We start from the raw sequence: 23,206 nt of genomic DNA, 5'->3' as shown, positions 1-23,206 counted from the left end.
GGGCGTCGATCCGTCGTCAGAATCGGTTCATGACCACTCACGCCTCGTCACACCGCCTCGTCCGCACCGCGATCGCCGCCCTCGGGGCCGGGTTCCTCCTGGCCGGCTGCTCCCTCTCCGACGGCTCCGTCGTGGACGGGCCGAAGAAGACGGTGACCGCCGATGCCACGGTCACCGAGGCCGTCACCGCGGTGGAGGTGACGGACGCCCGGTCCGGCTCGATCGAGGTCACCCCCGGCAACGGCCCCGGCGTCACGGTCCGCCGTACCGTCCACTACCGCGGGGACACCGTCCCCACGCCCGGCCAGCAGGTCAGCGCCGGCGTGCTCACCTTCTCCAACGGCTGCACCGGAAGCTGCTACATCGACTACCGCCTGGAGGTACCGGCCTCCGCCACGGTCAAGCTGGAGAGCAGCAGCGGCCGCCTCACCGTGACGGGCGTGGCGGCCGCCGAGCTGGAGGCCGACTCCGGCGAGGTCCGGGCCGAGCGCATCGCGGGCCCGCTGAAGATCCGTACCTCCTCGGGCGGCGTCAGCGCCACCGGCCTGTCCGGCACGAGTGCTGACGTCCGATCGGACTCGGGCGACACCCACCTGGGCTTCGCGAAGGCCCCGACCTCGGTCAAGGCCGAAACCTCCTCGGGCGGCGTCACCCTGGAGGTCCCCCCGGCCCCCTACCGGCTCGACGTCTCCACCGCCTCCGGCGCCCGCGACATCCGGTCGGCCTCGGACCCCTCGGCGTCCTCCAGCCTCGCGGTGAAGACCTCCTCGGGCGACATCCGCATCTCCGCCGTGTGACGGACGTCACGGGGGCGGTGGCCGAGTGCCGTAGCGGGCCTGCGGTTGGCGAAACCGCCAGCCAACCGCCTGGGGCAGCCGCGACAGGCACACCCGCGGCCGTTCGCCCCGGGCGAACGGGTGTTGGGGAACATCGGGAGGCGCACATGCATTGAGTCGGCATAGCTCAACTTCACTGCCGGAGGGAAGATCATGGCTTCGACGTCCGTAACGCTCACCCTGCCCGTGCTGCCGCTCGACGACGAGGTCGTGCTGCCTGGAATGGTGGTTCCGCTGGACCTGTCCGACGCCGAGGTGCGCGGGGCCGTGGAAGCGGCCCAGGCGGCGGCGGGCAGCGGGAAGCCCCGGGTGCTGCTCGTGCCGCGGGTCGACGGCAAGTACGCCGGGACCGGGGTGCTCGGGACGGTCGAGCAGGTGGGCCGGCTCTCCGATGGCGATCCCGGCGCGCTCATCCGCGGCGTCGGCCGCGTCCGGATCGGGGCCGGGACCACCGGCCCCGGGGCCGCGCTCTGGGTCGAGGGCGAGACCGTCACCGAGCAGGTGCCCGACCCGCTGCCCGGGTCGGTCGCCGAGCTCGTCAAGGAGTACAAGGCGCTCGCCACCAGCTGGCTCAAGAAGCGCGGCGCCTGGCAGGTCGTGGACCGGGTCCAGCAGATCGAGGGGGTGTCGGCGCTGGCCGACAACTCCGGCTACTCGCCCTTCCTGACCGTGGCCCAGAAGGTCGAACTGCTGGAGACCGCCGACCCGGTCGCCCGCCTGAAGTTCGCGGTCAAGGCGCTCAGCGACCACCTCGCCGAGCAGGACGTGGCCGAGTCCATCGCCAAGGACGTCCAGGACGGCGTCGAGAAGCAGCAGCGGGAGTTCCTGCTGCGCCGCCAGCTGGAGGCCGTGCGCAAGGAACTGCGCGAGCTGAACGGCGAGAAGGACGGCGAGGAGTCCGACGACTACCGGGCCCGCGTCGAGGCCGCCGACCTCCCCGAGAAGGTGCGGGAGGCCGCGCTCAAGGAGGTCGAGAAGCTGGAGCGGTCCAGCGACCAGTCGCCCGAGGGCTCCTGGATCCGGACCTGGCTGGACACCGTGCTGGAACTGCCCTGGAACGAGCGCACCGAGGACCGGTACGACATCCAGGGGGCCAGGGCGGTGCTGGACGCCGAGCACGCCGGGCTGAGCGACGTGAAGGACCGCATCACCGAGTACCTCGCCGTCAGGAAGCGGCGCAGCGAGCGCGGCATGGGCGTCATCGGCGGGCGGCGCGGCGGTGCCGTGCTCGCGCTCGTCGGACCTCCCGGGGTCGGAAAGACCTCCCTCGGGGAATCAGTGGCCCACGCCATGGGCCGCAAGTTCGTCCGGGTCGCGCTCGGCGGCGTACGGGACGAGGCGGAGGTGCGCGGACACCGCCGGACCTACGTCGGCGCCCTGCCGGGCCGGATCGTCCGCGCCATCAAGGAGGCCGGGTCGATGAACCCGGTGGTGCTGCTCGACGAGATCGACAAGGTGGGCTCCGACTACCGAGGCGACCCGGCGGCCGCCCTGCTGGAGGTCCTGGACCCGGCCCAGAACCACACCTTCCGCGACCACTACCTGGAGGTGGAGCTCGACCTGAGCGACGTGGTGTTCCTGGCCACGGCGAACGTCCTGGAGGCCATCCCGGAGGCGCTGGCCGACCGGATGGAGCTCGTCCGTCTGGACGGGTACACCGAGGACGAGAAGGTCGTCATCGCACGAGACCACCTGCTGCCGCGCCAGCTGGAGCGGGCCGGGCTCGCCACCGACGAGGTGGTCCTGGAGGAGGACGCCCTGCGCAAGCTGGCCGGGGAGTACACCCGCGAGGCGGGCGTGCGCACCCTGGAGCGGTCCCTCGCCCGCCTGCTGCGCAAGGTGGCCTCGCAGCACGAACTGGGCGAGCGCGAACTGCCCTTCCGGATCGGTGCCGGCGAGCTGCGGGGCCTGATCGGGCGCCCGCACCACGTGCCGGAGTCCGCCCAGGACCCGGCCGAGCGGCGTACCGCGGTCCCCGGTGTGGCCACCGGCCTCGCGGTGACCGGCGCGGGCGGCGACGTGCTGTTCGTGGAGGCCTCGCTGGCCGACCCGGAGACGGGCGCGGCCGGTCTGACCCTCACCGGCCAGCTCGGCGACGTCATGAAGGAGTCGGCGCAGATCGCGCTGAGCTTCCTGCGCTCGCACGGTGCGGAACTGGAACTCCCGGTCGCCGACCTGAAGGACCGGGGCGTGCACATCCACTTCCCGGCGGGCGCCGTGCCCAAGGACGGCCCGAGCGCGGGCATCACCATGACGACCGCGCTCGCCTCGCTGCTGTCCGGGCGGCAGGTGCGCACGGACGTGGCCATGACCGGTGAGGTCTCGCTGACCGGGCGCGTCCTGCCGATCGGCGGCGTCAAGCAGAAGCTGCTCGCTGCGCACCGGGCCGGGCTGACCACCGTCATCATCCCCAAGCGCAACGAGGCCGATCTGGACGACGTACCGGCCGAGGTGCTGGAGGGGCTGGAGGTGCACCCGGTGACGGACGTGCGCCAAGTCCTGGAGATCGCCCTGGACCGGGCGGAGGTGGCGGTCACCGCCGCCGCGTGACGGCCGGCCGCACGGCCCGGCATCCCGCTCCGGCGGGGTCCCGGGCCGTCGGCCTGCCCGCTGCGAAATACTGGTCCCGCACCGAACCGAGGTGCCACACACCATCGAAGGAGCGGGACGTGCACGGGAGTGAAGACCAGGAGTTCCTTGCCCTGGAGCGGGAGCTGTCCGTCTTCCTCCGGCGGGCCCGCGCCTCGTCCGGCGAGATGGCCCGCGAGCTCCACCCCGAGCTGGAGCCGGCCGCGTACGGGCTCCTCGTACGCCTGGAGGCGGCCGGACGGCAGCGCGCCACCGAGCTCGCCGCCTACTTCGGGGTGGGCAAGGCCACCATGAGCCGGCAGTTGCGGGCCCTGGAGGTCCTGGGGCTGGTGGCCCGCGAGCCGGACCCCGCCGACGGGCGGGCCTTCCTGGTCGGCCTCACCGAGGAGGGCCGCGAGCGGTTCCTGCGGGTACGGGGCGCGCGGCGCGAGCAGTACATGCGCAAGCTCGCCGACTGGGACCGCGGCGAGGTCGCGGAACTGGCCCGGCTGCTGAACCAGTTGAACGCGGGAGCGGAGTAGGGGAGCCGACCGCCGGGCGTGCCGGGATCACCGGCCACCGGCGGAGGCCGGCGCGCGGCGTGGCCGGGTTACGGAGCCGCGCCCGCGGAGGCTTCCGCGGCGAACCGCGGCTACAGCTCCGCGTAGACCGCCGACGCGTCGTCGTGCCGCTTGTACCGGCCCGACGGGCGGGCCGGGTCGGACTCGATGGCGCGGACCCGGCCGATCAGGCCCTGCGCGCCCTCCTTCCGCAGCACCGTCAGGCAGTCGGCCCAGTCGCCCTCCCCGAACGTGTCCGTCCACCGGCTCGCCCCGTCCGTGAGCGCGGCCACCGCCCGCACCTGCCCCCGCGGCGTGCGCCCGGTCACCGCCCGGGCCGCCACCGCGGGGTCCGCGGCCGCCGTGAAGAACCCGCCCTCCGCGTTGCGCAGGGCGTCCGTCGCGGCCACCGAGCCCAGCACCTCCCGCGGGATCCGGTCCAGCCGGTCGTCGAGCACCGCGGTCACCTCGCCCCCCGGCGCCTGGAGGAGCAGGACGGAGTCCGAGAGCACGAGGTGTTCCACGTACGCCTCGTCCCAGCGGACCAGGACGACCGTCGCCTGCGGGGTGCGGGGGTGAGAAAGGTCACACGTGTCGTGATGGGCTTCGGCCGTGGCGCGGACGGACTCGGCCAGGATCCGGTCCAGCGGCATGTCCCGTCGCGATCCCGACAGTTCGGTCAGTCGCCCGCCGAGCCGGGCCGCGAACCACGGCACTCCGTGCACGCAGCCGTCCTCGCCGCGCGGCGGCGTGACCCCGTCCAGGACGACCAGGACGCCGCCGCCCGAAGCGGGGATCGCGGCCGACACCCAGTCCTCATTGGGGCGTTCCTGGTGGCCGGGGGCCGAGGCGAGGTCGATGCGCATGCCGGCATTCTGCCGGGCGGCGGGCGGAAGGCGGGCTCAGGTCCGTACCGGAGCGGGAGGGGCGGGCGGGCCCGCCCGCGGACCGTTCGTCCGCGGGCCGGGAAGACCCGGGCGGCAGGGAGGGGGCGGGGGTGGGGATGTGGGCGGGCATACTGCCAAAGCCCGTATCGATCTTTCAACCACCTGTCCACGACGGTGCTCTGGGGCGGGGTGTCCGAGTTGGTCGCCAACTTATTCGTGATGTTCACTCGTTCGAGTGGCCGGGTGGGCGATGTGCGGCTCTCTCCCCAACACGCTGCAAAGGTCTGAGGCGGTACGAGGGGGCAGGGGGCGTTTACTTGTTGACCGGCCGTTACCTCGGCCACACGAGTAGACGAGAAAAAGCACACGTACAGGATTGCGAGCACCGGTGCAGAAGAAGCGGTCTCGGAAGAACGGCACCGCCGCCGACGGCCCGGCCCCCGCAGGACGTCACGTCCGCGTGCGCAGCCGGCTGGTCGTCGGCGTCGCCGTCGCAGGGCTCACGGTCCTGGCGGCCGGAGCCCCCGCCGTCGTCACCGCCGCGAGGGAGCTGAACGACTCCCAGCGGCTGGTCTCCCTCGCGGAGCAGACCGGGCAGATCCTCACCCTCGCGCACGTCCTCGCCGACGAGCGCGACGCCGTGGTCGAGTACGCCGCCAAGGGGCGTCCGGGCGCCGCCAAGGGCGCCCTCCAGGAACGCATCCTGCGCACCGACCGGCAGATCTCCGAGGCCGCGACCGAGGTGGACGAGCCCCTCGCCATGGCCCTCGCCCGCGTCGCGACCGTCCGTACGGAGGCCATCGACGGCAAGGGCACCGCCCTCGCCACCCACCAGGCCTACACCGGCGTCATCACGGAACTCCTCGCCCCGGGCGACCGGCTCGCCGAGCTCACCCCGCCGCGGGCCGAAGCCGCCCTCACCACCACCCGTCCGCTGGCCCCGCTCGGCCAGGCCGTGGAACAGGCCTCGGCCACCCGTGGACTGCTGCTCGCCGCGCTGGCCGTCCCCCGCGGTGAGCAGCTCCCCAACTCGGCCGCGGTCGACGAACTCACCACCGCCGCCCAGCGTGCGCGCGTACGGGAACTGGGCGCCCTGGACGACTTCGCGCGGGCCGCACGGCCCGACGTGCGCCAGACCCTCACCGCCACCGTCACCGGCCCCGAGGTCAAGACCGCCGAGGACTACCTCAAGCGGCTCACCGACCGGCCCACCCTGACGACCGCCGACCGCAGGACCGACGGCGCCGCCGTCGGCACGGCGCTCACCGCCCGCATCGACCGGATGCGGACCGTGGAGTCCACCCTCGCGGGCCAGCGGGCCTCCGCCCTCGCCTCCCTGCGCGACGACGACGTGACCCGACTGGAGATCATGGTCGCCCTGCTGGGCGTGCTGTTCCTGGTCGCCGTCGGCTTCTCGACCGCCGTGGCGCGGTCGCTGACCCGGCCGCTGTCGGTCCTGCGGCGCGGCGCGGAGCGGCTGGCGACGCCGGAGGGCTCGGTCGAACCGGTGCGGTTCACGGGCCGCAACGACGAGTTCGCCGAGGTCGTGCGCCATCTGAACGCGGTGCGCGACCAGACGGTCTCCCTGCACACCCGGATCGCCGGACTCGACGCCGACCGGCGCCGGATCATCGGCCGCAACGAGGCGCTGAACTCCAGCCGGGAGGTGCTGGAGGAGGAGCTGTCGAAGCTGCGGGCGGGGCTGGAGGAGCACCGCCGCGTCATGTCGACGACCTCCGTCTCGCTGTCCCTGCGGACCCTCGGCCTGGTGGAGCGCCAGCTCGCGGTGATCGAGGAGCTGGAGTCCAAGGAGCAGGACCCGGACCGGCTCGCGACCCTGTTCAAGCTGGACCACCTGGCGACCGTGATGCGCCGCCACAACGAGAACCTGCTGGTCCTGGCCGGTCAGGAACACGGCCACGGGCAGGGCCTGCCGGTACCGCTGGTCGACGTGATGCGGGCCGCCGTCAGCGAGATCGAGCGCTACGAACGCGTGGACCTCGCGGCGCTGCCCTCCTACACCCAGGTCGCGGGGCACGCGGCCGACGACATCTCGCACGTGCTGGCCGAGCTGCTGGAGAACGCGACGACGTTCTCGCCGCCGGAAGTCAAGGTGAAGGTGTCCGGCCGGCTGCTGGACTCCGGTGAGGTGGTCCTGTCCGTCGTGGACGAGGGCATCGGGATCACCGGGGACCGGCTGGAATCGCTGAACGCCCGCCTGTCCACGCCCGAGGCGTACGACGAGGAGTCCGAGGCGGAACACGGCCTGGGCCTCGGCCTGTACGTGGCCGGGCGGCTCGCGGCACGGCACGGGGTCACCGCGGAGCTGCGCGCCCCGCAGTACGGTGGGACCGAGGCCCTGGTGGTCGTCCCGGCGGCGCTGCTGCCCGCCACCCCGCCGGTCTCGCCCGTCCACACCCTGGCCACGCCGGGCGCGCCCGCGCTGCGCCTGCCGGGCGTGATCGCGGAGGCGAACGAGAACACGCTCCCGGCCCGGCCCCGCGGCGCGCATGCCGCTGGCCCGGAGTCGGGGCCGGAGCCGGTGTCGGAGTCGCCGTTGGAGTCGGAGTCGGAGTCGACGTTGACGTCGGAGCCCGAGCCCGAGCTGGAGCCCGAGCTGGAGCCGGAGTCGGAGCAGGAGTCGAAGCCCGTCCCGGTCGACATGGCCACCGCGCCGGACGAGCAGGCGTCCCTCGTCCCGGCTCCGGCCGACGAAGCGGTGCTGCCGCCTGCCGAGCAGGTCTTCACCGTTCCGGCTCCGGCTCCGGTCGTGGAGGGGCTGCCGCCTGCCGAGCAGGTGTTCGTGGTGCCTGCGGTGGCTCCGGTCGTGGAGGGGCTGCCGCCTGCCGAGCAGGTGTTCGTGGTGCCTGCGGTGGCTCCGGCCGAGGAGTTGCTCGCGCGGGTCGTCCCGGACGCGGATCCGGCTGTCTTCGGGGTGCCGGATTCCGGCGAGGGGGTCCCGGCCGTGGCGGGCGATGCCGACGCGGTGCTGCCGCCTGCCGAGCAGGTGTTCGTGGTGCCTGCGGTGGCTCCGGCCGAGGAGTTGCTCGCGCGGGTCGTCCCGGACGCGGATCCGGCTGCCTTCGCGGTGCCGGATTCCGGCGAGGGGGTCCCGGCCGTGGCGGGCGATGCCGACGCGGTGCTGCCGCCTGCCGAGCAGGTGTTCGTGGTGCCTGCGGTGGCTCCGGCCGAGGAGTTGCTCGCGCGGGTCGTCCCCGACGCGGATCCGGCTGTCTTCGGGGTGCCGGATTCCGGCGAGGGGGAGCCGGCCGCGGCGGGCGATGCCGCGCGCGTGGCCGACGTACAGGACATCGAGCCGGAGGCCGACCCGCACCGTCACGCCCCGGCCGAGGGGAACTGGCTCCCCCGCCAGGGCAGCCACCCCACCGACCCCGCCGACAGCGCCGACAGCGCCGAGGCCGTCACCGACAAGGGCCTGCCGAAGCGGACCCCGCGCACGGTCCCGGCCAAGCGGGTGGCCCGTGACGACGCACCGCCCGAGCCGCCGCGCCGGGTCGACGCCGACGAGCTGCGGCGCCGGCTGGGCGGCTTCTACCAGGGGGCCCAGGACGGCCGTCGCGTCGTCGCCGCCGAGCTCGCGCAGGACCACGCGCAGGACCACGCGCAGGGCCAGGGGAAGGACCGCGCGCAGGGCCAGGGCCAGGGGCAGAGCAAGACCGACCAGGGGGACAGCGCACAGGAGGCACGCACATGACCGCGCCCAGTACGTACGGACTGAGCACCCAGGCCCGCAATCTGCAGTGGCTGCTGACCGACCTGGTCGAGGAGGTGCCCGGCGTCAACTCCGTCGCCGTCGTCTCCTCGGACGGGCTGCTGCTCCTGTCCTCCGACCCCGGAGCGGGCGCGGGCGAGCCGGAGACCAAGCCCAAGGCCAAGGGCCCGCGCGGCGCGTCCGCCGACCTCGCCACCATCGTCTCCGGCATCGGCAGCCTCACCACCGGCGCCGCGGCCCTCATGGACAGCGGCGCCGTCAAGCAGACCATGGTGGCGATGGAGCACGGCTCCGTCTTCGTCATGGCCATCAGCGACGGCTCACTGCTGGGCGTGCACGCCACGCCCGACTGCGACATGAGCGTCGTCGCCTACCACATGGCCCTGTTCGTCGGCCGAGCCGGCCACGTCCTGACCCCCGAAGTCCGCAGCGAGCTGCGCCAGTCGATGGAGAACACCCCGTGAGGAGACCGGCCTCCGACCGCCTCCCGATACGCGGCGCCGACCGCCGTACCGCGCGCGTCCGCCCGTACTCCCTGACGGGCGGCCGCACCCGCTTCACCCAGGTCCTGCACGTCGAGACCTTCGTCGCCGCCCTGGAGACCAAGGCCTCGGAGACGCAGAAGCCCGACCGGATGCCCGAGATGCCCGCCATCGTCGAGGTCTGCCGCCGCATGCGCACGATCGCCGAGATTGCCGCGCTGCTGAAGCTGCCGCTCGGCGTGGTCCGCGTCCTGGTCAGCGACCTCGCGGACCAGGGCAGGATCCGCGTCTACGGAACGGGCCACGGCACCGGTCGTCCCGAACGCGCGCTGCTGGAAAGGGTGCTCAGTGGCCTTCGCCGTCTCTGACCAGCCGGTCTCCGGGGCCGTGGACGACGAGCCGGTCCAGCCCTGGCAGTACGACCGCTCCCGCGCGCCCGTCGCCGTCAAGGTGCTGGTCGCGGGCGGCTTCGGCGTCGGCAAGACCACGTTCGTGTCCTCCGTCTCCGAGATCACGCCGCTGCGGACCGAGGCGGTGATGACCCAGGCGAGCGCCCCGACGGACGACCTGTCCGGGACGCCGGACAAGAACACGACCACCGTCGCCATGGACTTCGGCCGCGTCACCCTCGACGACGACCTCGTCCTGTACGTGTACGGCACCCCGGGCCAGGAGCGGTTCTGGTTCATGTGGGACGACCTGGTGCGCGGGGCCATCGGCGGCCTCGTCCTGGCCGACACCCGCCGGCTGCGCGACTGCTTCCCGGCCCTCGACTACTTCGAGACCTGCGGGCTGCCGTACGCCGTCGCCGTCAACCACTTCGAGGGCTCGCAGTCGTACGAGCCCGAGGACGTGCGCGAGGCGCTCAGCATCCCGCCGCACGTGCCCGTCGTGATCATGGACGCGCGGCGCCGCCACACCGTGGTCGAGTCCTTGCTGGCGCTGGTCGGCCACGCCCTCGACACCACGCCGGAGTAGGGCAACTCCCAAAGACTTCCGAACGAAGCACTCCCGAACGAAGCACTCCCGAACGAAGCACCCCGAACACAGCGCCCCCGAACAGAGAACGTGAGAGATGCGCAAGATACTTGTCGTAGGAGCCGGCCAGTCCGGTCTCCAGCTCGCCCTCGGACTCCAGTCGAAGGGGTACGAGGTCACCCTCATGTCCAACCGGACCGCGGACGAGATCCGCACCGGGCGGGTCATGTCCACGCAGTGCATGTTCGACACGGCGCTCCAGCACGAGCGGGACCTCCAGATCAACTTCTGGGAGCAGCAGGCCCCGAAGATCGAGGGCCTCGGCGTCTCGGTCGCCGCCCCCGACGCCACCCGCGCCATCGACTGGCTCGGCCGTCTCAAGGGCCACGCGCAGTCCGTCGACCAGCGCGTGAAGATGGCCGGCTGGCTCGACACCTTCGCGCAGCGCGGCGGGCAGCTGGTCATCCACGGCGCGTCCGTCGCCGACCTCGACTACTTCTCCCGTACGTACGACCTGGTGCTGGTCGCCGCCGGCAAGGGCGAGCTGGTCTCGATGTTCGGGCGGGACGCGGCGCGTTCCCCGTACGACGCCCCGCAGCGCGCGCTGGCCGTCTCCTACGTGCACGGGCTCGGGCCGCGCCCCGAGCACCCGGAGACGGAAGCGGTCCGCTGCAACCTGGTGCCGGGCGTCGGCGAGCTGTTCGTCATGCCGACCCTGACCACCTCGGGCCGGGCGGACATCCTGTTCTGGGAGGGCATCCCGGGCGGTCCGCTGGACGTCTTCAACGGGGTCAAGGACCCGTCGGAACACCTGGCGCTCACGCTGGAACTGATGGAGAAGTTCACGCCGTGGGAGTACGCCCGGGCGACGAAGGTGGAGCTGACGGACGCGGGCGGCACGCTCGCCGGCCGGTACGCGCCGGTGGTCCGCAATCCGATCGGCCGCCTCCCGGGAGGGGGGCTCGTCCTCGGCGTCGCGGACGTGGTCGTCGCCAACGACCCGATCACGGGCCAGGGATCGAACTCCGCCGCCAAGTGCGCGGCCTCGTACCTCTCCTCGATCCTGATGCACGGGGACAACCCGTTCGACGAGGCGTGGATGAAGGCGACCTTCGACAAGTACTGGTTCACCACGGGCAAGCCGGTGACCCAGTGGACGAACGCGATGCTGGGCGTCCCGCCGGAGCACGTACTGAACCTGATCGGCGCGGCCGGGCAGCTCCAGCCGGTGGCGAACCGATTCGCCAACGGCTTCGACAACCCGGCCGACTTCGACGCGTACTTCTACGACCCGCAGGACGCGGCGGACTACCTGGCCGAGGTGACCTCGTCCGTGTCCGCGTCCGTGTCCGCTCCCGTGTCCTCGTCCGAGGGCGCCTCCTCGGCGGAGTAGCCGGTGTCGTCCCCCGCCGCCGCCTCGGGCAGCGGCGGAGGGGTGAACTGCGCCAGCGGGGTGCCGTCCGGGTCCGGGCGCACGGCGCCGAGCAGCGGATTCGCGGCGATCGGCGAGACCTTGACCTTCGCCCCCGGCCGCGGCGCCTGGATCACCTTGCCGTCGCCTACGTACAGGCCCACGTGCGTGGCCTTGGGGAAGTAGACCACCAGGTCCCCCGGCCGCAACTGCTCCAGCGGCACCTTCGGCAGTTGGGCCCACTGCTCCTGGCTGGTCCGCGGGATGGCGCGCCCGGCGTGCGCCCAGGCCTGCGAGGTGAGGCCGGAGCAGTCGAAGGACCCCGGGCCCTCGGCGCCCCAGACGTACGGCTTGCCGATCTGGGCCGCCGCATACGTGAGGGCCGCGCCGCCGGCCGCGGTGGGGGTGCCGGTACGGGTGGGAAGCCGGCCGGAGTCCACCAGGTCCCGCTGCGCCGCGGCGGTGGTCTCGGCCTCCTTCGCGCCGAGCCGGACGAGCTGCGCGGGGGTCAGCGCGGAGAGCACCCGCTCGACCTCCTTGAGCTGCACCGCGACCTGCTCCTTGTGGAGCTTCTGCCGCGCGGCCAGGTTCTGCCGGGAGTCCAGCGCCTTGCGGGCCCGGACGGCGAGCGCGTCGGCCTTCTTCTGGCCGCGCGCGAGCCGGTTCACCGCGGCGGCCCGCCGGGCGCCCTCGCGGGCGACGAGCCGACGCTGGTCCAGGGCCGCCTGGGGGTTCCCGGCGAGCAGCATCCGGACGTACGGGGAGATGCCCCGCGTGCTCTGGTACTGCTCCCGGGCCAGCTTCCCGGCGATGGCCTTCTCGGAGTCGAGCGCGGTGCGGGCCCTGCCGAGGTCGGCGGAGCGGATGCGCTCCTCGTTCTGCCCGGCCTTGAGGGCCACCTCGGTGGCGTTGTACGCCTCGGTGGCCTCCTCGGCCTTCTGGTAGAGCCCTTGCAGGCGGGTGAGGAGCACGCCGACGGACTCGCCGGACGCAGCCGGTTCGGCGTCGGCGGCGGGGACGGGGCCGGCGGTGACGAGCACCGCGGCGATGCAGGCGGCACGAAGCAGCCGATGTGACATGGGATCACCTCCGAGGTGCCCGATGTTGCCACGTATGGTATGACAAATGCCCTAAGTGGGGCGGCCGGTCGGGCGTGGTCACTCGGTTGGGGGATCGGGGGGATCGGGGTATCGGGTCGTGCGGCGGGGGCTTCGGGGGCCTGAGCCACTCGCGCCGAATCAGGGATGGTTTGGGGGGTTCCCGTCAGTCTCATCGTCTCTCCGTGGCGGGCCGGTCCCTCAAGGGCGCTCCCTTCGGTCGCGTCGCTGCGCGATGGCCTGCGGCCACCCTTGACCGACCGACCCGCCACGGAAATCCGAAGACCGACGGGAACCCCCCAAAGGAACGGGCCGGCCATTGCCTATTCAGGGGCGGGCCGATCAGCGACCCCCGGGCGGAGCCGGGGCGCGTCCGATCGCTACGCGCTTCTCGCGTCTCAGCGGCTGCAGTCCGTCTGTGGCCGGACATAAGCCGCCACACTTCGCTGCGCGCTCCTCATGTCTCAGCGGCCGACGGCCGTCTGCGCGCAGGCGCATGCTCGATGCGGTCGGCGCAGGCGGGCTGGGAGCGGTGCCGGCAGGGGGCGGTGCCGGCAGGGGGTGGTCGCTACGTCGCCCGGTCCCTCCCCGGCTACGTCAACCCGGCCGTAGTGGGCTTCGCGCTGCCCGCCGTCGGCTGCGGTGTCGCCGCAGCCGTGGCATCGGAGCGCCGGGCGCGTCGGGGCCCGGCCGTGTGACACGGGCGGGTCCGGCCCGCGTCGTCGTCAGTCGCGCAGCAGGCGGGCCTTGGCCGTCGTGAATTCCTGTGGGGTCAGCAGACCCTCGCGGGCCAGGTCGGCCAGTTGGGTGAGTTCCGCCACCAGGTGGCCGGCCGGGGGTGTCGGTCCCACCGTGGGCGCCTCGTCCTCCGGCTCCGGCTCTTCGAGGTACAGGGGTTCCGGTTCCTCTGTGGGTTCCCCTTCCGGCCAGGCCCAGTCCGGCGCTTCGGCCGGGCCTCCCGCCGCCTGCACCGCCCGCGCCAAGAGGCCCCGGCGGGGTGGTTCGTCCGGGCCGACCGCGCCCGTCGTGGCCTCCACCGCCCCGGCCGCCCGCGCCAGCAGGCCCCGTAGCAGAGGCTGCCCCGCCGGGCGGTTCGCCGCGTGGACCGTCGCTCCCACCGGTCGGATGAACATCAGGCCACCCCTGCCCGGGGGTCCGCCGGGACCCGGTCCGGCGGGATGCGGACCGAGCCCACGATGCGCCCGCCCGCCGCCCGTACGGCGATCGCCGCGTCCTCGGCCCACACGTGCTCGACCACCAGCAGCAGCGCGCAGCTCCCGCGCTCCAGCAGCCCCGCCGCCTCCTGTACGTCCTCGGGCCCGATCAGCCGGGCCACGTCCCGCCCCGTCAGCAGGCCCTGCAGTTCGACGAACTCGTCGAACTCGGCCGCCAGTACGTTCCCCGACGCCGTCCTCGTCACCACGAGTCCGTCGATCAGCCGGACCACGCCCGTCTTGCGCAGCCCCATCACGGCTTCGACCGCCGGGACCCGCAGCTGCTCCTCCGGGAAGGCGAGGACGATGAATTCCACAGGTCCCATGCGCCTCGGCTCCTCACTTCCGACCGTTTATGACGACTCTTCGGCACACTATGACATAAGCAGACATACCATCCGTTCGCTTGCTACGTTTCGGTGTATGACCGCTCTGACGGCAAAGGTGACGGAGCCCGCCCCGCCCCCGCCCCCCGGCGCCGGCGCTCCCAAGCGCCGCGGCGTCGAGCTGACGCTCCTCGCCGGCGCGGTCCTGATCTCCGTCCTCGGTCACCTCCACGTCGGCCTGGCGACCACCGGCCGCATCCCCGAGCAGGCCGCCCGCTACGCCGGCGGCCTCTCCGTGGCCGCCCTGCTCGCGCACCTCGCCGTCCGGTTCAGGGCCCCGTACGCCGATCCCCTCGTGCTTCCGATCGCCGTCCTGCTCAACGGCCTCGGCCTGGTCCTCATCCAGCGCCTCGACGTGACCACCCCCGGCCACCTCACCGCCGGGGACCAACTCCTGTGGTCCGCCCTCGGGATGGCGCTCTTCGTCCTCGTCGTCGCGCTGCTGCGCGATCACCGCGTGCTCCAGCGCTACGCGTACCTCTCCGTCGCCGTCGCCCTCGTGCTGATGCTGATCCCCGTCTTCTTCCCGGCCGTCAACGGCGCGCACATCTGGATCCGCTTCGCCGGACTGTCCTTCCAGCCGGGGGAGTTCGCCAAGATCCTGCTCGCCGTGTTCTTCGCCGCGTACCTCGCCGCGAACCGCACCGCCCTCGCCCTGACCGGACGCCGGCTCTTCTGGAAGCTGCGCCTGCTGCCCGGCCGCGTGCTCGGCCCGATCCTCGCGATCTGGCTGCTCAGCGTCGGCGTGCTCGTCCTGGAGCGGGACCTGGGGACCTCGCTGCTCTTCTTCGGACTGTTCGTGATCATGCTGTTCACCGCCACCGGACGGATCGGCTGGATCGCGATCGGGCTGCTGCTCGCCGGGGTGGGCGCGTACGCCGTCGGGACCTTCGAGCCGCACGTGAACAGCCGCGTGGACGACTGGCTGAATCCTTTCGCCTCCATCGAGCGCGGCGAGGGCCCCGGCCAGCTCGCCCAGTCCCTCTTCGCCTTCGGCGCCGGCGGCCTGCTCGGCGCCGGCCTCGGCCACGGCCAGTCCTTCCTCATCGGCTTCGCCGCCAAGTCGGACTTCATCCTCGCCACCGCCGGCGAGGAACTCGGCCTCGTCGGCCTCGCCGCGATCCTGCTGCTCTACGGGCTCCTCGTCGCCCGCGGCTTCCGCGCCGGGCTCGCCCTGCGCGACCCCTTCGGCCGGCTGCTCGCCACCGGGCTCGCCTCGATCGTCGCCCTCCAGGTGTTCGTCATCGCGGGCGGGGTCACCGGGCTGATCCCGCTCACCGGCATGGCCATGCCCTTCCTGGCCCAGGGCGGCTCCTCCGTCGTCACCAACTGGATCATCGTCGCCCTGCTGGTCCGGCTCAGCGACAGCGCCCGCAGACCCCGCCCCGCAGGGGAGCCCGCCGAGTGATCCGCTACATCCGCTGGTGCGCGTACTTCTGCGCCCTTCTGCTCGTCGCCCTGCTGTTCAACATCGCCCGCGTGCAGGTCTGGGAGTCCGCCGCCTACGGCGCGAACCCGGCCAACAAACGCCCCGCCATCGAGCGCTACGCCGAGCCGCGCGGGGACATCCTGGTCGACGGGCGCCCCGTCACCGGCTCCCGCGACAGCGGCCAGCTGCTGCGCTACGAGCGGACGTACACGAACGGCCCGCTCTACGCGCCCGTCACCGGCTTCTCCTCCCAGACGTACGGGACCAGCTTCGTGGAGCGCGCCGAGGACGCGGTCCTGTCGGGCACGGACCCCGGGCTCTCGGTCTTCCCGCTCTGGTACGAGCTGTCCCGCGGCCGCCCGGCCGGCGGGAACGCCGCCACCACCCTCCGCTCCGGCCCGCAGCTGGCCGCGTACACCGGGCTCGCGGGCAAGCGCGGGGCGGTCGCCGCCGTCGAGCCGGCGACCGGGAAGATCCTCGCGCTGGTCAGCAGCCCCTCGTACGACCCCTCGGTGCTCTCCGGCACGGGCACGAAGGTCAAGGAGGCCTGGGCGGCGCTGAACGCGGACCCCGCCAGGCCGATGCTCAACCGGGCGCTGCGCGAGACGTACCCGCCCGGCTCCACCTTCAAGATCGTGACGGCGGCGGCCGCGCTCGACGCCGGCGTGGTCACCGATGTGGACGCGCCGACCCGCACCCCCGACCCCTACCCGCTGCCCGGGACCAGCACCCTGCTGCCGAACGCGGCCACGGGCTGCGAGGACGCCTCGATGGCGGATGCGGTGCAGTGGTCCTGCAACACGGTGATGGCGAAGATCGGGGTGCAGGTCGGGCTGCGCGGGATGGTGGAGGCGGCGCGCCGCTTCGGGTTCAACGGCGAGGGGCTGCGGGTGCCCTCGTGGGTGTCCCGGTCGACCTTCGACACCGACATGAGCCGGGACCAGCTGGCCCTCTCCTCGATCGGGCAGTTCAACACCAGGGCGACGCCGCTCCAGATGGCGATGGTCGCGGCGGCCGTCGCGAACGGCGGCGAGCTGAAGTACCCGTACCTGGTGGACCGGACGACCCAGAACGACGGGTCCCAGGTCCGGCGCGGCGGCCAGCGCAGCCTCGGCCGGGCGATGACCCCGGCGACCGCCCTGCGGCTGCAGGGGCTGATGGTGAAGGTGGTGGAGAACGGGACGGGCAAGAACGCGGCGATCCCGGGCGCGGTGGTCGGCGGCAAGACCGGCACCGCGCAGCACGGCGTCGGCAACGCGGGCACCCCGTACGCCTGGTTCATCTCCTGGGCGAAGGCGGACGGTGCCCCGGTGCCGGCGGTCGCGGTGGCGGTGGTGGTCGAGGACGCGGCGGCCAACCGCGGGGACATCAGCGGGAACCTGGCCGCCGCTCCGATCGCGCGGGCCGTGATGGAGGCGGCGCTGGCCACCGGCTGACACCCGGCACGCAATTCCCGCCGGACCCGGACGGCCGGTTGGTTCGATAGGGGGGCGGGGCAGGGGGCGGCCCAGGCCCCGCCTGCTCCGTTGGGCACTCCCTAGCCGGACGTGTCCTCGGCGCCCTCCCGGACCGCGGCCTCGACCTCCGCCACCCGCTCCGACTCCTCGGCCGCGAAGCGCTCGCGGTCGAGGGCCTCGGCGATCTCCTCGTCCTGGCTCATCAGCAGGTCCAGGTTCGAGTCGCCCATCTCGAAGACGCCCATGTCCAGGTACGCCCGCTGCAGCCGCTCGCCCCACAGCCCGATGTCCTTCACGCACGGCACGATCCGGCTGAACAGCAGCTTCCGGAAGAGGTGCAGGAACTCCGACTGCTCGCTGAACTGCTCGGCCTCCTTCCTCGGGATGCCGAAGTTCTCCAGTACCTCCACCCCGCGCAGCCGGTCCCGCATGAGGTAGCAGCCCTCGATCACGAACTCCTCGCGCTCGCGCAGTTCGGCGTCCGTCAGCTGCTTGTAGTAGTCCCGCAGCGCCATCCGCCCGAAGGCCACGTGCCGGGCCTCGTCCTGCATCACGTACGCCAGGATCTGCTTCGGCAGCGGCTTGTCCGTCGTGTCGCGGATCATGCCGAAGGCGGCGAGCGCCAGGCCCTCGATGAGCACCTGCATGCCCAGGTACGGCATGTCCCAGCGGGAGTCGCGCAGGGTGTCGCCCAGCAGCCCCTGCAGGCTGTCGTTGATCGGGTACAGCATCCCGACCTTCTCGTGCAGGAAGCGCCCGAAGATCTCGGCGTGCCGGGCCTCGTCCATGGTCTGCGTCGCGGAGTAGAACTTCGCGTCCAGGTCCGGCACCGACTCCACGATGCGGGCCGCGCACACCATCGCGCCCTGTTCGCCGTGCAGGAACTGGCTGAAGTTCCAGGCGGCGTAGTGCCGGCGCAGTTCGCCCTTGTCCTTCTCGGTGAGCTTGGCCCAGTGCCGCGTGCCGTAGAGCGTCAGAGCCTCGTCGGGGGTGCCGAGCGGATCGTACGGGTCCACCTCGATGTCCCAGTCGATGCGCTTGGCGCCGTCCCACTGCTTGTCCTTGCCCTTCTGGTAGAGGGCGAGGAGTCGCTCGCGGCCGTCGTCGTACTCCCAGCTGAAGCGGGCGGAGCCGGAGGCGGGGACCTGCCAGACGGCTTCGCCCGGGTCCTCGGTGTAGAGCTCGTGCGTCGACACTGACGCCCCCTCGTCTCACGTACTGCCGTGCAGGACCGGACAGTTGGCAGCGTCACACGTTGGTAGACGCGGGGTCAACAAGTCGTGCGCGGGGGATTGACGACCTTGCTGACAAGCAGTCTCATAAGTGGTGACCCCCGGTAACTCGACGACGAGGTGTCCGAAGCCATGACGACCGTGACCGAACGAGCCGCGCTCAGGGACGCCCTCGGCCAGCTCAAGGACCGGGAGCAGATCGCCGAGCGACTGCTCGAATCCTCGGCCAAGCACTCCTTCGACCCCGACAAGGAACTCGACTGGGACGCCCCCGCGATCGAGGGCAAGTACTACTGGCCGCCGGAACTGCTCTCCCTCTACGACACCCCGCTGTGGAAGAAGATGGGGGAGGAGCAGCGCATCGACCTCTCCCGCCACGAGGCGGCGGCGCTCGGCTCCCTCGGCATATGGTTCGAGATCATCCTCATGCAGCTGATGGTCCGGCACATCTACGACAAGTCCCTGACCAGCAACCACGTGCGCTACGCGCTCACCGAGATCGCCGACGAGTGCCGCCACTCGATGATGTTCGCCCGCATGATCCAGAAGGCCGGCGCCCCCGCGTACCCGGTCTCCCGCCTCAACCACAACCTCGCGCGGATCCTGAAGACGGTCTCCACCACCCCCGGCTCCTTCGCCTGCACCCTCCTCGGCGAGGAGATCCTCGACTGGATGCAGCGCCTCACCTTCCCGGACGAGCGCGTCCAGCCGCTGGTCCGCGGGGTCACCCGGATCCACGTCATCGAGGAGGCCCGGCACGTCCGGTACGCCCGCGAGGAACTGCGCCGCCAGATGCTGACGGCCCCGCGCTGGGAGCAGGAGCTCACCCGGATCAGCTGCGGCGAGGCCGCCCGCGTCTTCTCCCTCGCGTTCGTGAACCCGGCCGTCTACGACAACGTCGGCCTGGACCGCCGCGAGGCCGTCGCCCAGGTCAAGGCGAGCGGCCACCGGCGCGAGGTCATGCAGAGCGGCGCGCAGCGGCTCACCGACTTCCTCGACGACATCGGCGTCCTGCGGGGAGTCGGCCGCAAGCTGTGGAAGAGCTCGGGACTCCTGGCCTAGGTGTAATGCCCCGGGAGGTTGTGGACGGGTGATGCAGGTCTCGGCTGGGGGATCTTGAACGGGTGAGGGCCTTCCGGGTTTGGTGTGGATTGCGACGTCTACACCGACCGGAAGGCCCTCATGCCCCACCGTAATGCACCCCTGACCGAGACCGGACGGCTGCGGCTTGCCCGCTGCGTGGTCGAGGACGGCTGGACCCACCGCCGGGCAGCCGAACGCTTCCAGGTCTCCCCGACGACCGCCCAGCGGTGGGCCGACCGCTACCGAACGCTCGGCGACGCGGGCATGCACGACCGGTCTTCCCGCCCGCACAACAGCCCGCGCCGGACCCCGACCCGCACCGAACGCCGGATCATCAAGGTCCGCGTCCTGCGCAGGTGGGGACCCGCCCGCATCGCCCACCTGCTCGGCCTGGTGCCCTCAACCGTGCACCGGGTGCTGACCCGGTTCGGCCTGGCCCGCCTGTCCCATCTGGACCGGGCCACCGGCCGCGTCATACGACGCTACGAACGACCCAAGCCCGGCGAACTCGTCCACGTCGACATCAAGAAGCTCGGCAACATCCCTGACGGCGGCGGCCACAGGGCTCTCGGCCGACAGGCAGGCCGCAAGACCAGGTCCGGCACGGGCTACAGCTACATCCACACCGCCGTCGACGACCACTCCCGCCTCGCCTACAGCGAGATCCTGGCCGACGAGAAGAAGGAGACCGCCGCCGGCTTCTGGACCCGGGCCCAGGCGTTCTTCACCGGCTGCGGGATCACCGTCGAACGCGTCCTGACCGACAATGGCGCCTGCTACAAGTCCCACGCCTGGCGCGACACCCTGGCGGCGGCCGGGATCACCCACAAGCGAACCCGGCCCTACCGGCCCCAGACCAACGGCAAAGTCGAACGCCTCAACCGCACCCTGCTGGAGGAATGGGCCTATGCCCGCCCCTACCGGTCAGAGCAGGAACGACGCGACGCTTTCCCCGGCTGGCTGCACACCTACAATCACCACCGCGGACACACCGCGCTCGCAGGCAAACCACCCGCCAGCCGCGTCCCCAACCTCACAGGGCAATACACCTAGGGCGTGTCTTCCGGATCCTGCCGGGACCTCGCGGGCAGGCCCGCCGGGATATCCCCTCGTCCGGGCTGATCGGCAGGACACCACCCTGCGCGGACCCCGCGGGGCTTACCCTGCGGTCATGACCGTACGCGCGTACCGCAGGCTGAGCGTCGAGGAGCGGCGAGCCCAACTCCTCGACGCCGCCCTCTCGCTGTTCGCGCACCGGGCACCGGAGGAGGTCTCGCTGGACGACGTCGCGGAGGCCGCCGGAGTCTCGCGCCCGCTCGTCTACCGCTACTTCCCCGGCGGCAAACAGCAGCTCTACGAAGCCGCCCTGCGCTCGGCGGCCGACATCCTCGAACTCTGCTTCGCCGAACCCCAGCAGGGCCCGCTGACCCGGCGCCTGTCCCGGGCCCTGGACCGCTACCTCGCCTTCGTCCACGAACACGACGCCGGCTTCGCGGCCCTCCTCCAGGGCGGCAGCGTCGTCGAGACCTCCCGAACGACGGCGACGGTCGACGGCATCCGCCGGGCCGCCGCGGACCAGATCCTCCTCCACCTCGGGGTCCCGTCCCCCGGACCCCGGCTGCGCATGATGGTCCGTACGTGGATCACGGCCGTCGAGGCGGCCTCCCTCATCTGGATCGACGAGGGCAAGCAGCCTGAGGTCGACTCCCTCCGGGACTGGCTGCTGGACCAGTTCATCGCCCTGCTGACGGCCACCGCGGCCACCGACCCGGAGACGGCGGCGGCCGCCCGCGCCGCCCTCGCCCTGGAATCGGCGGACGGCCCGGTCGGCGTCCTGGCCCGCCGCGTCATCCCGGTGGTCTCCGAGGCCGCCCACCTGCTGTGACACTGGTGGGGTGAGAAGCCAACCGACCCCGTTCGAGGGCGGCCCGATGGACGGCCGGGTCCTCCCGATCCTCCTCGGCCCGACCGGACACCCCCCGAAGTGGTACGAGATCCCCGTCCCGGCACCGGACGGCGGCCCGCCGACGGTGCTGCTGTACGAACGCGTCCCCGCGGGGTACTCCAAGCGGCTGGGCCTCCAGAAGGGCTGGAAGTACGACTTCCGCCCCTCCGCCACGAAGCCCAAAATCCGCTGGCCCTGGACAAAGCCCCCACGCCCCTGAACCGGGCGGGCCGGGGCCGGCCGGGGGCGTGTGTGCGCCGGGGTGTCCCCGCAGGGCGCCGAACGCACCGCCGCCGCGCCTTCCGACCCCTCGTCACGTTCGGCGTCCGAGGAGACACCCCGGCGCGCGCCCGACCCCGGCCGCAGCCCGGTCAATCCAGCCCCGCCGGCCACTTCCAGCCTCGCCGCCACTTCCAGCCCCGCCGGGCCAAATCCAGCCCCGCCGGCGTTTGAGGCGCGGGGGTCCGGGGGCCGCGCCCCCCGGCAACGGCGCCGCACCAGCCCACCCGGCGCCCCGGCCGCTCCACGACCAGGCATGAGCCATACGCCCTGCCCTGGCCCGGCCCCGCCCTGCCCTGGCTCGGCCCCGCCCTGCCCCGGCCCGGCCCCGGCCCGGCCCCGCCCTGCCCTGGCCCGGCCCGGCCCCGCCCTGCCCCGACCCCGGCCCGCGCAGCGCCGTCATCCGCCGAGCCTCCGGCCAGGAACCCGGCAAAGTGAGGACCGCCAGGCCCCCGCCGCCCTCCGCCGCGCCGAACTCCAGCCGGGCCCCGATCACCGCCGCCTGTCCCACCGCGATGGTCAGCCCCAGCCCGTGGCCCTTGCCGCCGCCGCTCCTGAAGCGCTGCGGGCCGTGGGCCGCCAGGTACTCCGGGAACCCGTCCCCGTGGTCCCGTACGGTCACCACCGGCCCGTCCACCGTCAGCACCACCGGCAGCCGACCGTGCTTGTGGGCGTTGGCCACCAGGTTGCCCAGGACCCGTTCCAGCCTCCGCCGGTCCGTCTCCACGTGCGCGTCCCGGACGACCACCACCTCCGTGTCCGTCCCGGACGCCCGCACCACCCGCCGTACCAGCCGCCCCAGCTGGTGCAGATCGCTCACCACCACCTCGCTGCCCGAGTCCAGCCGGGAGATCTCCAGCAGGTCCTCCGTCAGCTGCCGCATCGTCCCCACCCGCTCGCGGACCAGCTCCGTCGGCCGGCCCTCCGGCAGCAGCTCCGACGCCGCGTGCAACCCCGTCAGCGGTGTGCGCAGCTCGTGCGCCACGTCCGCCGTGAACCGCCGCTCGCTCTCCAGCTTCGACTGCAGGCTTCCCGCCATCGTGTCCAGCGCCCCGGCCACGGTCGCCACCTCGTCCTGGTGCCGCGAGGGGTCCTTCGTCCGCGGGTCGTCCACCCGCGCGTCGAGGTCGCCCTGGGTGATCCGCCGCGCCACGGTCGCCGTCTGGTGCAGCCGCCGGGTCACGCGGGTCACCGAGAAGGCGCCCACCAGCAGCGTCCCGCCGATCGCCAGCATCGACGACCCGATGATCGCGTTGTCCAGCCCGCTGATCGTGCGGGCGCTCTGCCCGTAGTCGACGGCGGCCGCCAGGGCCCGGCCGTCCGCCGGCGCCGCCGCCCACATCGTCGGCCGCCCCCGGAAGTCCGCGACGACCGTCCCCCGGTACCCGCTGACGGCGAGCGCCCGCAGCTTCGGCGGCAGCCCCACCGGGTCCAGCCCCGCATCGGGCGGCAGGGCCTCGCCCGCCTCGTACGCGCGCGAGACGTCGTGCAGTTTGCCGAGGGCCTTCTCCCGCGCCGTGGCCACCGTCTGCCGGGTCACCTCCACGTGGACGAGCGCACCCAGCACGGCCGCAAGCGAGCAGCACATCACCACGATGAAACACGCCGACTTCCAGGTCAGCGTCGCCG

19 protein-coding genes and 1 pseudogene are annotated in these 23,206 nt (G+C 72.8%); 14 read left to right on the top strand and 6 right to left on the bottom strand.

Going from position 1 to position 23,206, the window contains the following annotated elements:
* Positions 1–29: 29 nt before the first annotated feature.
* From OG534_RS11785 to OG534_RS11775, 3 genes are all read left to right on the top strand, one after another.
* Complete coding sequence (locus tag OG534_RS11785) at positions 30–797, top strand: DUF4097 family beta strand repeat-containing protein (protein ID WP_326588038.1); 768 nt, start codon at positions 30–32, stop codon at positions 795–797.
* Positions 798–989: 192 nt separating this feature from the next.
* Complete coding sequence (gene lon / locus OG534_RS11780) at positions 990–3,386, top strand: endopeptidase La (RefSeq protein ID WP_326588037.1); 2,397 nt, start codon at positions 990–992, stop codon at positions 3,384–3,386.
* Positions 3,387–3,505: 119 nt separating this feature from the next.
* Positions 3,506–3,946 (top strand): MarR family winged helix-turn-helix transcriptional regulator, encoded by a 441-nt coding sequence (locus OG534_RS11775; RefSeq protein ID WP_234323486.1) that lies wholly within the window; start codon positions 3,506–3,508, stop codon positions 3,944–3,946.
* Between the two features lie 110 nt (positions 3,947–4,056).
* Here OG534_RS11775 and OG534_RS11770 read toward each other — a convergent pair whose 3' ends face one another.
* Positions 4,057–4,830, bottom strand: a complete 774-nt coding sequence (locus OG534_RS11770) for a protein phosphatase 2C domain-containing protein (RefSeq protein WP_326588036.1) — start codon at positions 4,828–4,830, stop codon at positions 4,057–4,059.
* 409 nt (positions 4,831–5,239) lie between these two features.
* On the opposite strand from OG534_RS11770, the gene OG534_RS11765 reads away from it, so the two are divergent.
* The 5 genes from OG534_RS11765 to OG534_RS11745 all read left to right on the top strand — a co-directional run bounded on the left by OG534_RS11765 (position 5,240) and on the right by OG534_RS11745 (position 11,437).
* Positions 5,240–8,566, top strand: coding sequence for a sensor histidine kinase (locus OG534_RS11765; protein WP_326588035.1), 3,327 nt, complete (start codon positions 5,240–5,242; stop codon positions 8,564–8,566).
* On the top strand, positions 8,563–9,048 hold the full coding sequence (locus OG534_RS11760; protein WP_326588034.1) for a roadblock/LC7 domain-containing protein: 486 nt from the start codon (positions 8,563–8,565) through the stop codon (positions 9,046–9,048). Before OG534_RS11765 ends, OG534_RS11760 begins: the two co-directional genes overlap by 4 nt.
* Entirely contained in the window at positions 9,045–9,434 is a 390-nt protein-coding gene (locus tag OG534_RS11755) for a DUF742 domain-containing protein (RefSeq protein WP_326588033.1), read from the top strand. The genes OG534_RS11760 and OG534_RS11755 overlap by 4 nt, the downstream gene beginning before the upstream one ends.
* Positions 9,415–10,044, top strand: a complete 630-nt coding sequence (locus OG534_RS11750) for a GTP-binding protein (protein WP_326588032.1) — start codon at positions 9,415–9,417, stop codon at positions 10,042–10,044. Before OG534_RS11755 ends, OG534_RS11750 begins: the two co-directional genes overlap by 20 nt.
* 97 nt (positions 10,045–10,141) lie before the next feature.
* Positions 10,142–11,437, top strand: coding sequence for a styrene monooxygenase/indole monooxygenase family protein (locus OG534_RS11745; protein WP_326588031.1), 1,296 nt, complete (start codon positions 10,142–10,144; stop codon positions 11,435–11,437).
* Here the strand turns inward: OG534_RS11745 and OG534_RS11740 are convergent.
* The 3 genes from OG534_RS11740 to OG534_RS11730 all read right to left on the bottom strand — a co-directional run bounded on the left by OG534_RS11740 (position 11,353) and on the right by OG534_RS11730 (position 14,092).
* Positions 11,353–12,534, bottom strand: a complete 1,182-nt coding sequence (locus tag OG534_RS11740) for a C40 family peptidase (protein ID WP_326588030.1) — start codon at positions 12,532–12,534, stop codon at positions 11,353–11,355. The two genes, OG534_RS11745 and OG534_RS11740, sit on opposite strands and share 85 nt — an antisense overlap.
* 743 nt (positions 12,535–13,277) lie before the next feature.
* Positions 13,278–13,685: an SHOCT domain-containing protein gene (locus tag OG534_RS11735; RefSeq protein WP_326588029.1), complete on the bottom strand. Its 408-nt coding sequence runs from the start codon at positions 13,683–13,685 to the stop codon at positions 13,278–13,280.
* Positions 13,685–14,092: a DUF6325 family protein gene (locus OG534_RS11730; RefSeq protein WP_326588028.1), complete on the bottom strand. Its 408-nt coding sequence runs from the start codon at positions 14,090–14,092 to the stop codon at positions 13,685–13,687. Before OG534_RS11730 ends, OG534_RS11735 begins: the two co-directional genes overlap by 1 nt.
* 97 nt (positions 14,093–14,189) lie before the next feature.
* On the opposite strand from OG534_RS11730, the gene OG534_RS11725 reads away from it, so the two are divergent.
* Positions 14,190–15,560 carry an FtsW/RodA/SpoVE family cell cycle protein gene (locus OG534_RS11725; protein ID WP_326588027.1) on the top strand — a complete coding sequence of 457 codons (1,371 nt, stop codon included), beginning with the start codon at positions 14,190–14,192 and terminating at the stop codon, positions 15,558–15,560.
* Positions 15,557–17,017 carry a penicillin-binding transpeptidase domain-containing protein gene (locus OG534_RS11720; protein WP_326588026.1) on the top strand — a complete coding sequence of 487 codons (1,461 nt, stop codon included), beginning with the start codon at positions 15,557–15,559 and terminating at the stop codon, positions 17,015–17,017. Before OG534_RS11725 ends, OG534_RS11720 begins: the two co-directional genes overlap by 4 nt.
* Positions 17,018–17,118: 101 nt before the next feature.
* Here the strand turns inward: OG534_RS11720 and OG534_RS11715 are convergent, their stop codons facing one another.
* Positions 17,119–18,234 carry a ferritin-like domain-containing protein gene (locus tag OG534_RS11715; protein WP_326588025.1) on the bottom strand — a complete coding sequence of 372 codons (1,116 nt, stop codon included), beginning with the start codon at positions 18,232–18,234 and terminating at the stop codon, positions 17,119–17,121.
* A gap of 168 nt (positions 18,235–18,402) precedes the next feature.
* Between OG534_RS11715 and OG534_RS11710 the strand changes: the two genes are divergently transcribed.
* The 4 genes from OG534_RS11710 to OG534_RS11695 all read left to right on the top strand — a co-directional run bounded on the left by OG534_RS11710 (position 18,403) and on the right by OG534_RS11695 (position 21,518).
* A complete protein-coding gene (locus tag OG534_RS11710) occupies positions 18,403–19,332 on the top strand; it encodes an AurF N-oxygenase family protein (RefSeq protein WP_326588024.1) in 930 nt (309 codons plus the stop codon).
* Positions 19,333–19,452: 120 nt separating this feature from the next.
* Positions 19,453–20,406, top strand: a complete 954-nt coding sequence (locus tag OG534_RS11705; RefSeq protein ID WP_326586481.1) for an IS481 family transposase — start codon at positions 19,453–19,455, stop codon at positions 20,404–20,406.
* A gap of 118 nt (positions 20,407–20,524) precedes the next feature.
* Positions 20,525–21,238: a TetR/AcrR family transcriptional regulator gene (locus OG534_RS11700; RefSeq protein ID WP_326588023.1), complete on the top strand. Its 714-nt coding sequence runs from the start codon at positions 20,525–20,527 to the stop codon at positions 21,236–21,238.
* 10 nt (positions 21,239–21,248) lie between these two features.
* Positions 21,249–21,518 (top strand): hypothetical protein, encoded by a 270-nt coding sequence (locus OG534_RS11695; RefSeq protein ID WP_326588022.1) that lies wholly within the window; start codon positions 21,249–21,251, stop codon positions 21,516–21,518.
* A 486-nt stretch (positions 21,519–22,004) separates the two neighbouring features.
* Here the strand turns inward: OG534_RS11695 and OG534_RS11690 are convergent.
* A pseudogene (locus OG534_RS11690) lies at positions 22,005–23,165 on the bottom strand (histidine kinase dimerization/phospho-acceptor domain-containing protein); the annotation flags it as partial.
* Positions 23,166–23,206: the final 41 nt, after the last annotated feature.

The sequence above is a fragment of the Streptomyces sp. NBC_01294 genome (genome assembly GCF_035917235.1).
Taxonomy (GTDB): domain Bacteria; phylum Actinomycetota; class Actinomycetes; order Streptomycetales; family Streptomycetaceae; genus Streptomyces; species Streptomyces caledonius.
The sequence above is the reverse complement of the archived record's forward strand: the minus strand, read 5'-3'. Positions and strand labels throughout refer to the sequence as shown.

What these genes read in the sequence shown, in the direction of transcription:
- OG534_RS11785 (WP_326588038.1), top strand. Translation starts at nt 30, where the DNA reads ATGACCACTCACGCCTCGTCACACCGCCTCGTCCGCACCGCGATCGCC.
- lon (WP_326588037.1), top strand. Translation starts at nt 990, where the DNA reads ATGGCTTCGACGTCCGTAACGCTCACCCTGCCCGTGCTGCCGCTCGAC.
- OG534_RS11770 (WP_326588036.1), bottom strand. Translation starts at nt 4,830, where the DNA reads ATGCGCATCGACCTCGCCTCGGCCCCCGGCCACCAGGAACGCCCCAAT.
- OG534_RS11760 (WP_326588034.1), top strand. Translation starts at nt 8,563, where the DNA reads ATGACCGCGCCCAGTACGTACGGACTGAGCACCCAGGCCCGCAATCTG.
- OG534_RS11745 (WP_326588031.1), top strand. Translation starts at nt 10,142, where the DNA reads ATGCGCAAGATACTTGTCGTAGGAGCCGGCCAGTCCGGTCTCCAGCTC.
- OG534_RS11740 (WP_326588030.1), bottom strand. Translation starts at nt 12,534, where the DNA reads ATGTCACATCGGCTGCTTCGTGCCGCCTGCATCGCCGCGGTGCTCGTC.
- OG534_RS11735 (WP_326588029.1), bottom strand. Translation starts at nt 13,685, where the DNA reads ATGTTCATCCGACCGGTGGGAGCGACGGTCCACGCGGCGAACCGCCCG.
- OG534_RS11730 (WP_326588028.1), bottom strand. Translation starts at nt 14,092, where the DNA reads ATGGGACCTGTGGAATTCATCGTCCTCGCCTTCCCGGAGGAGCAGCTG.
- OG534_RS11725 (WP_326588027.1), top strand. Translation starts at nt 14,190, where the DNA reads ATGACCGCTCTGACGGCAAAGGTGACGGAGCCCGCCCCGCCCCCGCCC.
- OG534_RS11710 (WP_326588024.1), top strand. Translation starts at nt 18,403, where the DNA reads ATGACGACCGTGACCGAACGAGCCGCGCTCAGGGACGCCCTCGGCCAG.
- OG534_RS11705 (WP_326586481.1), top strand. Translation starts at nt 19,453, where the DNA reads ATGCCCCACCGTAATGCACCCCTGACCGAGACCGGACGGCTGCGGCTT.
- OG534_RS11700 (WP_326588023.1), top strand. Translation starts at nt 20,525, where the DNA reads ATGACCGTACGCGCGTACCGCAGGCTGAGCGTCGAGGAGCGGCGAGCC.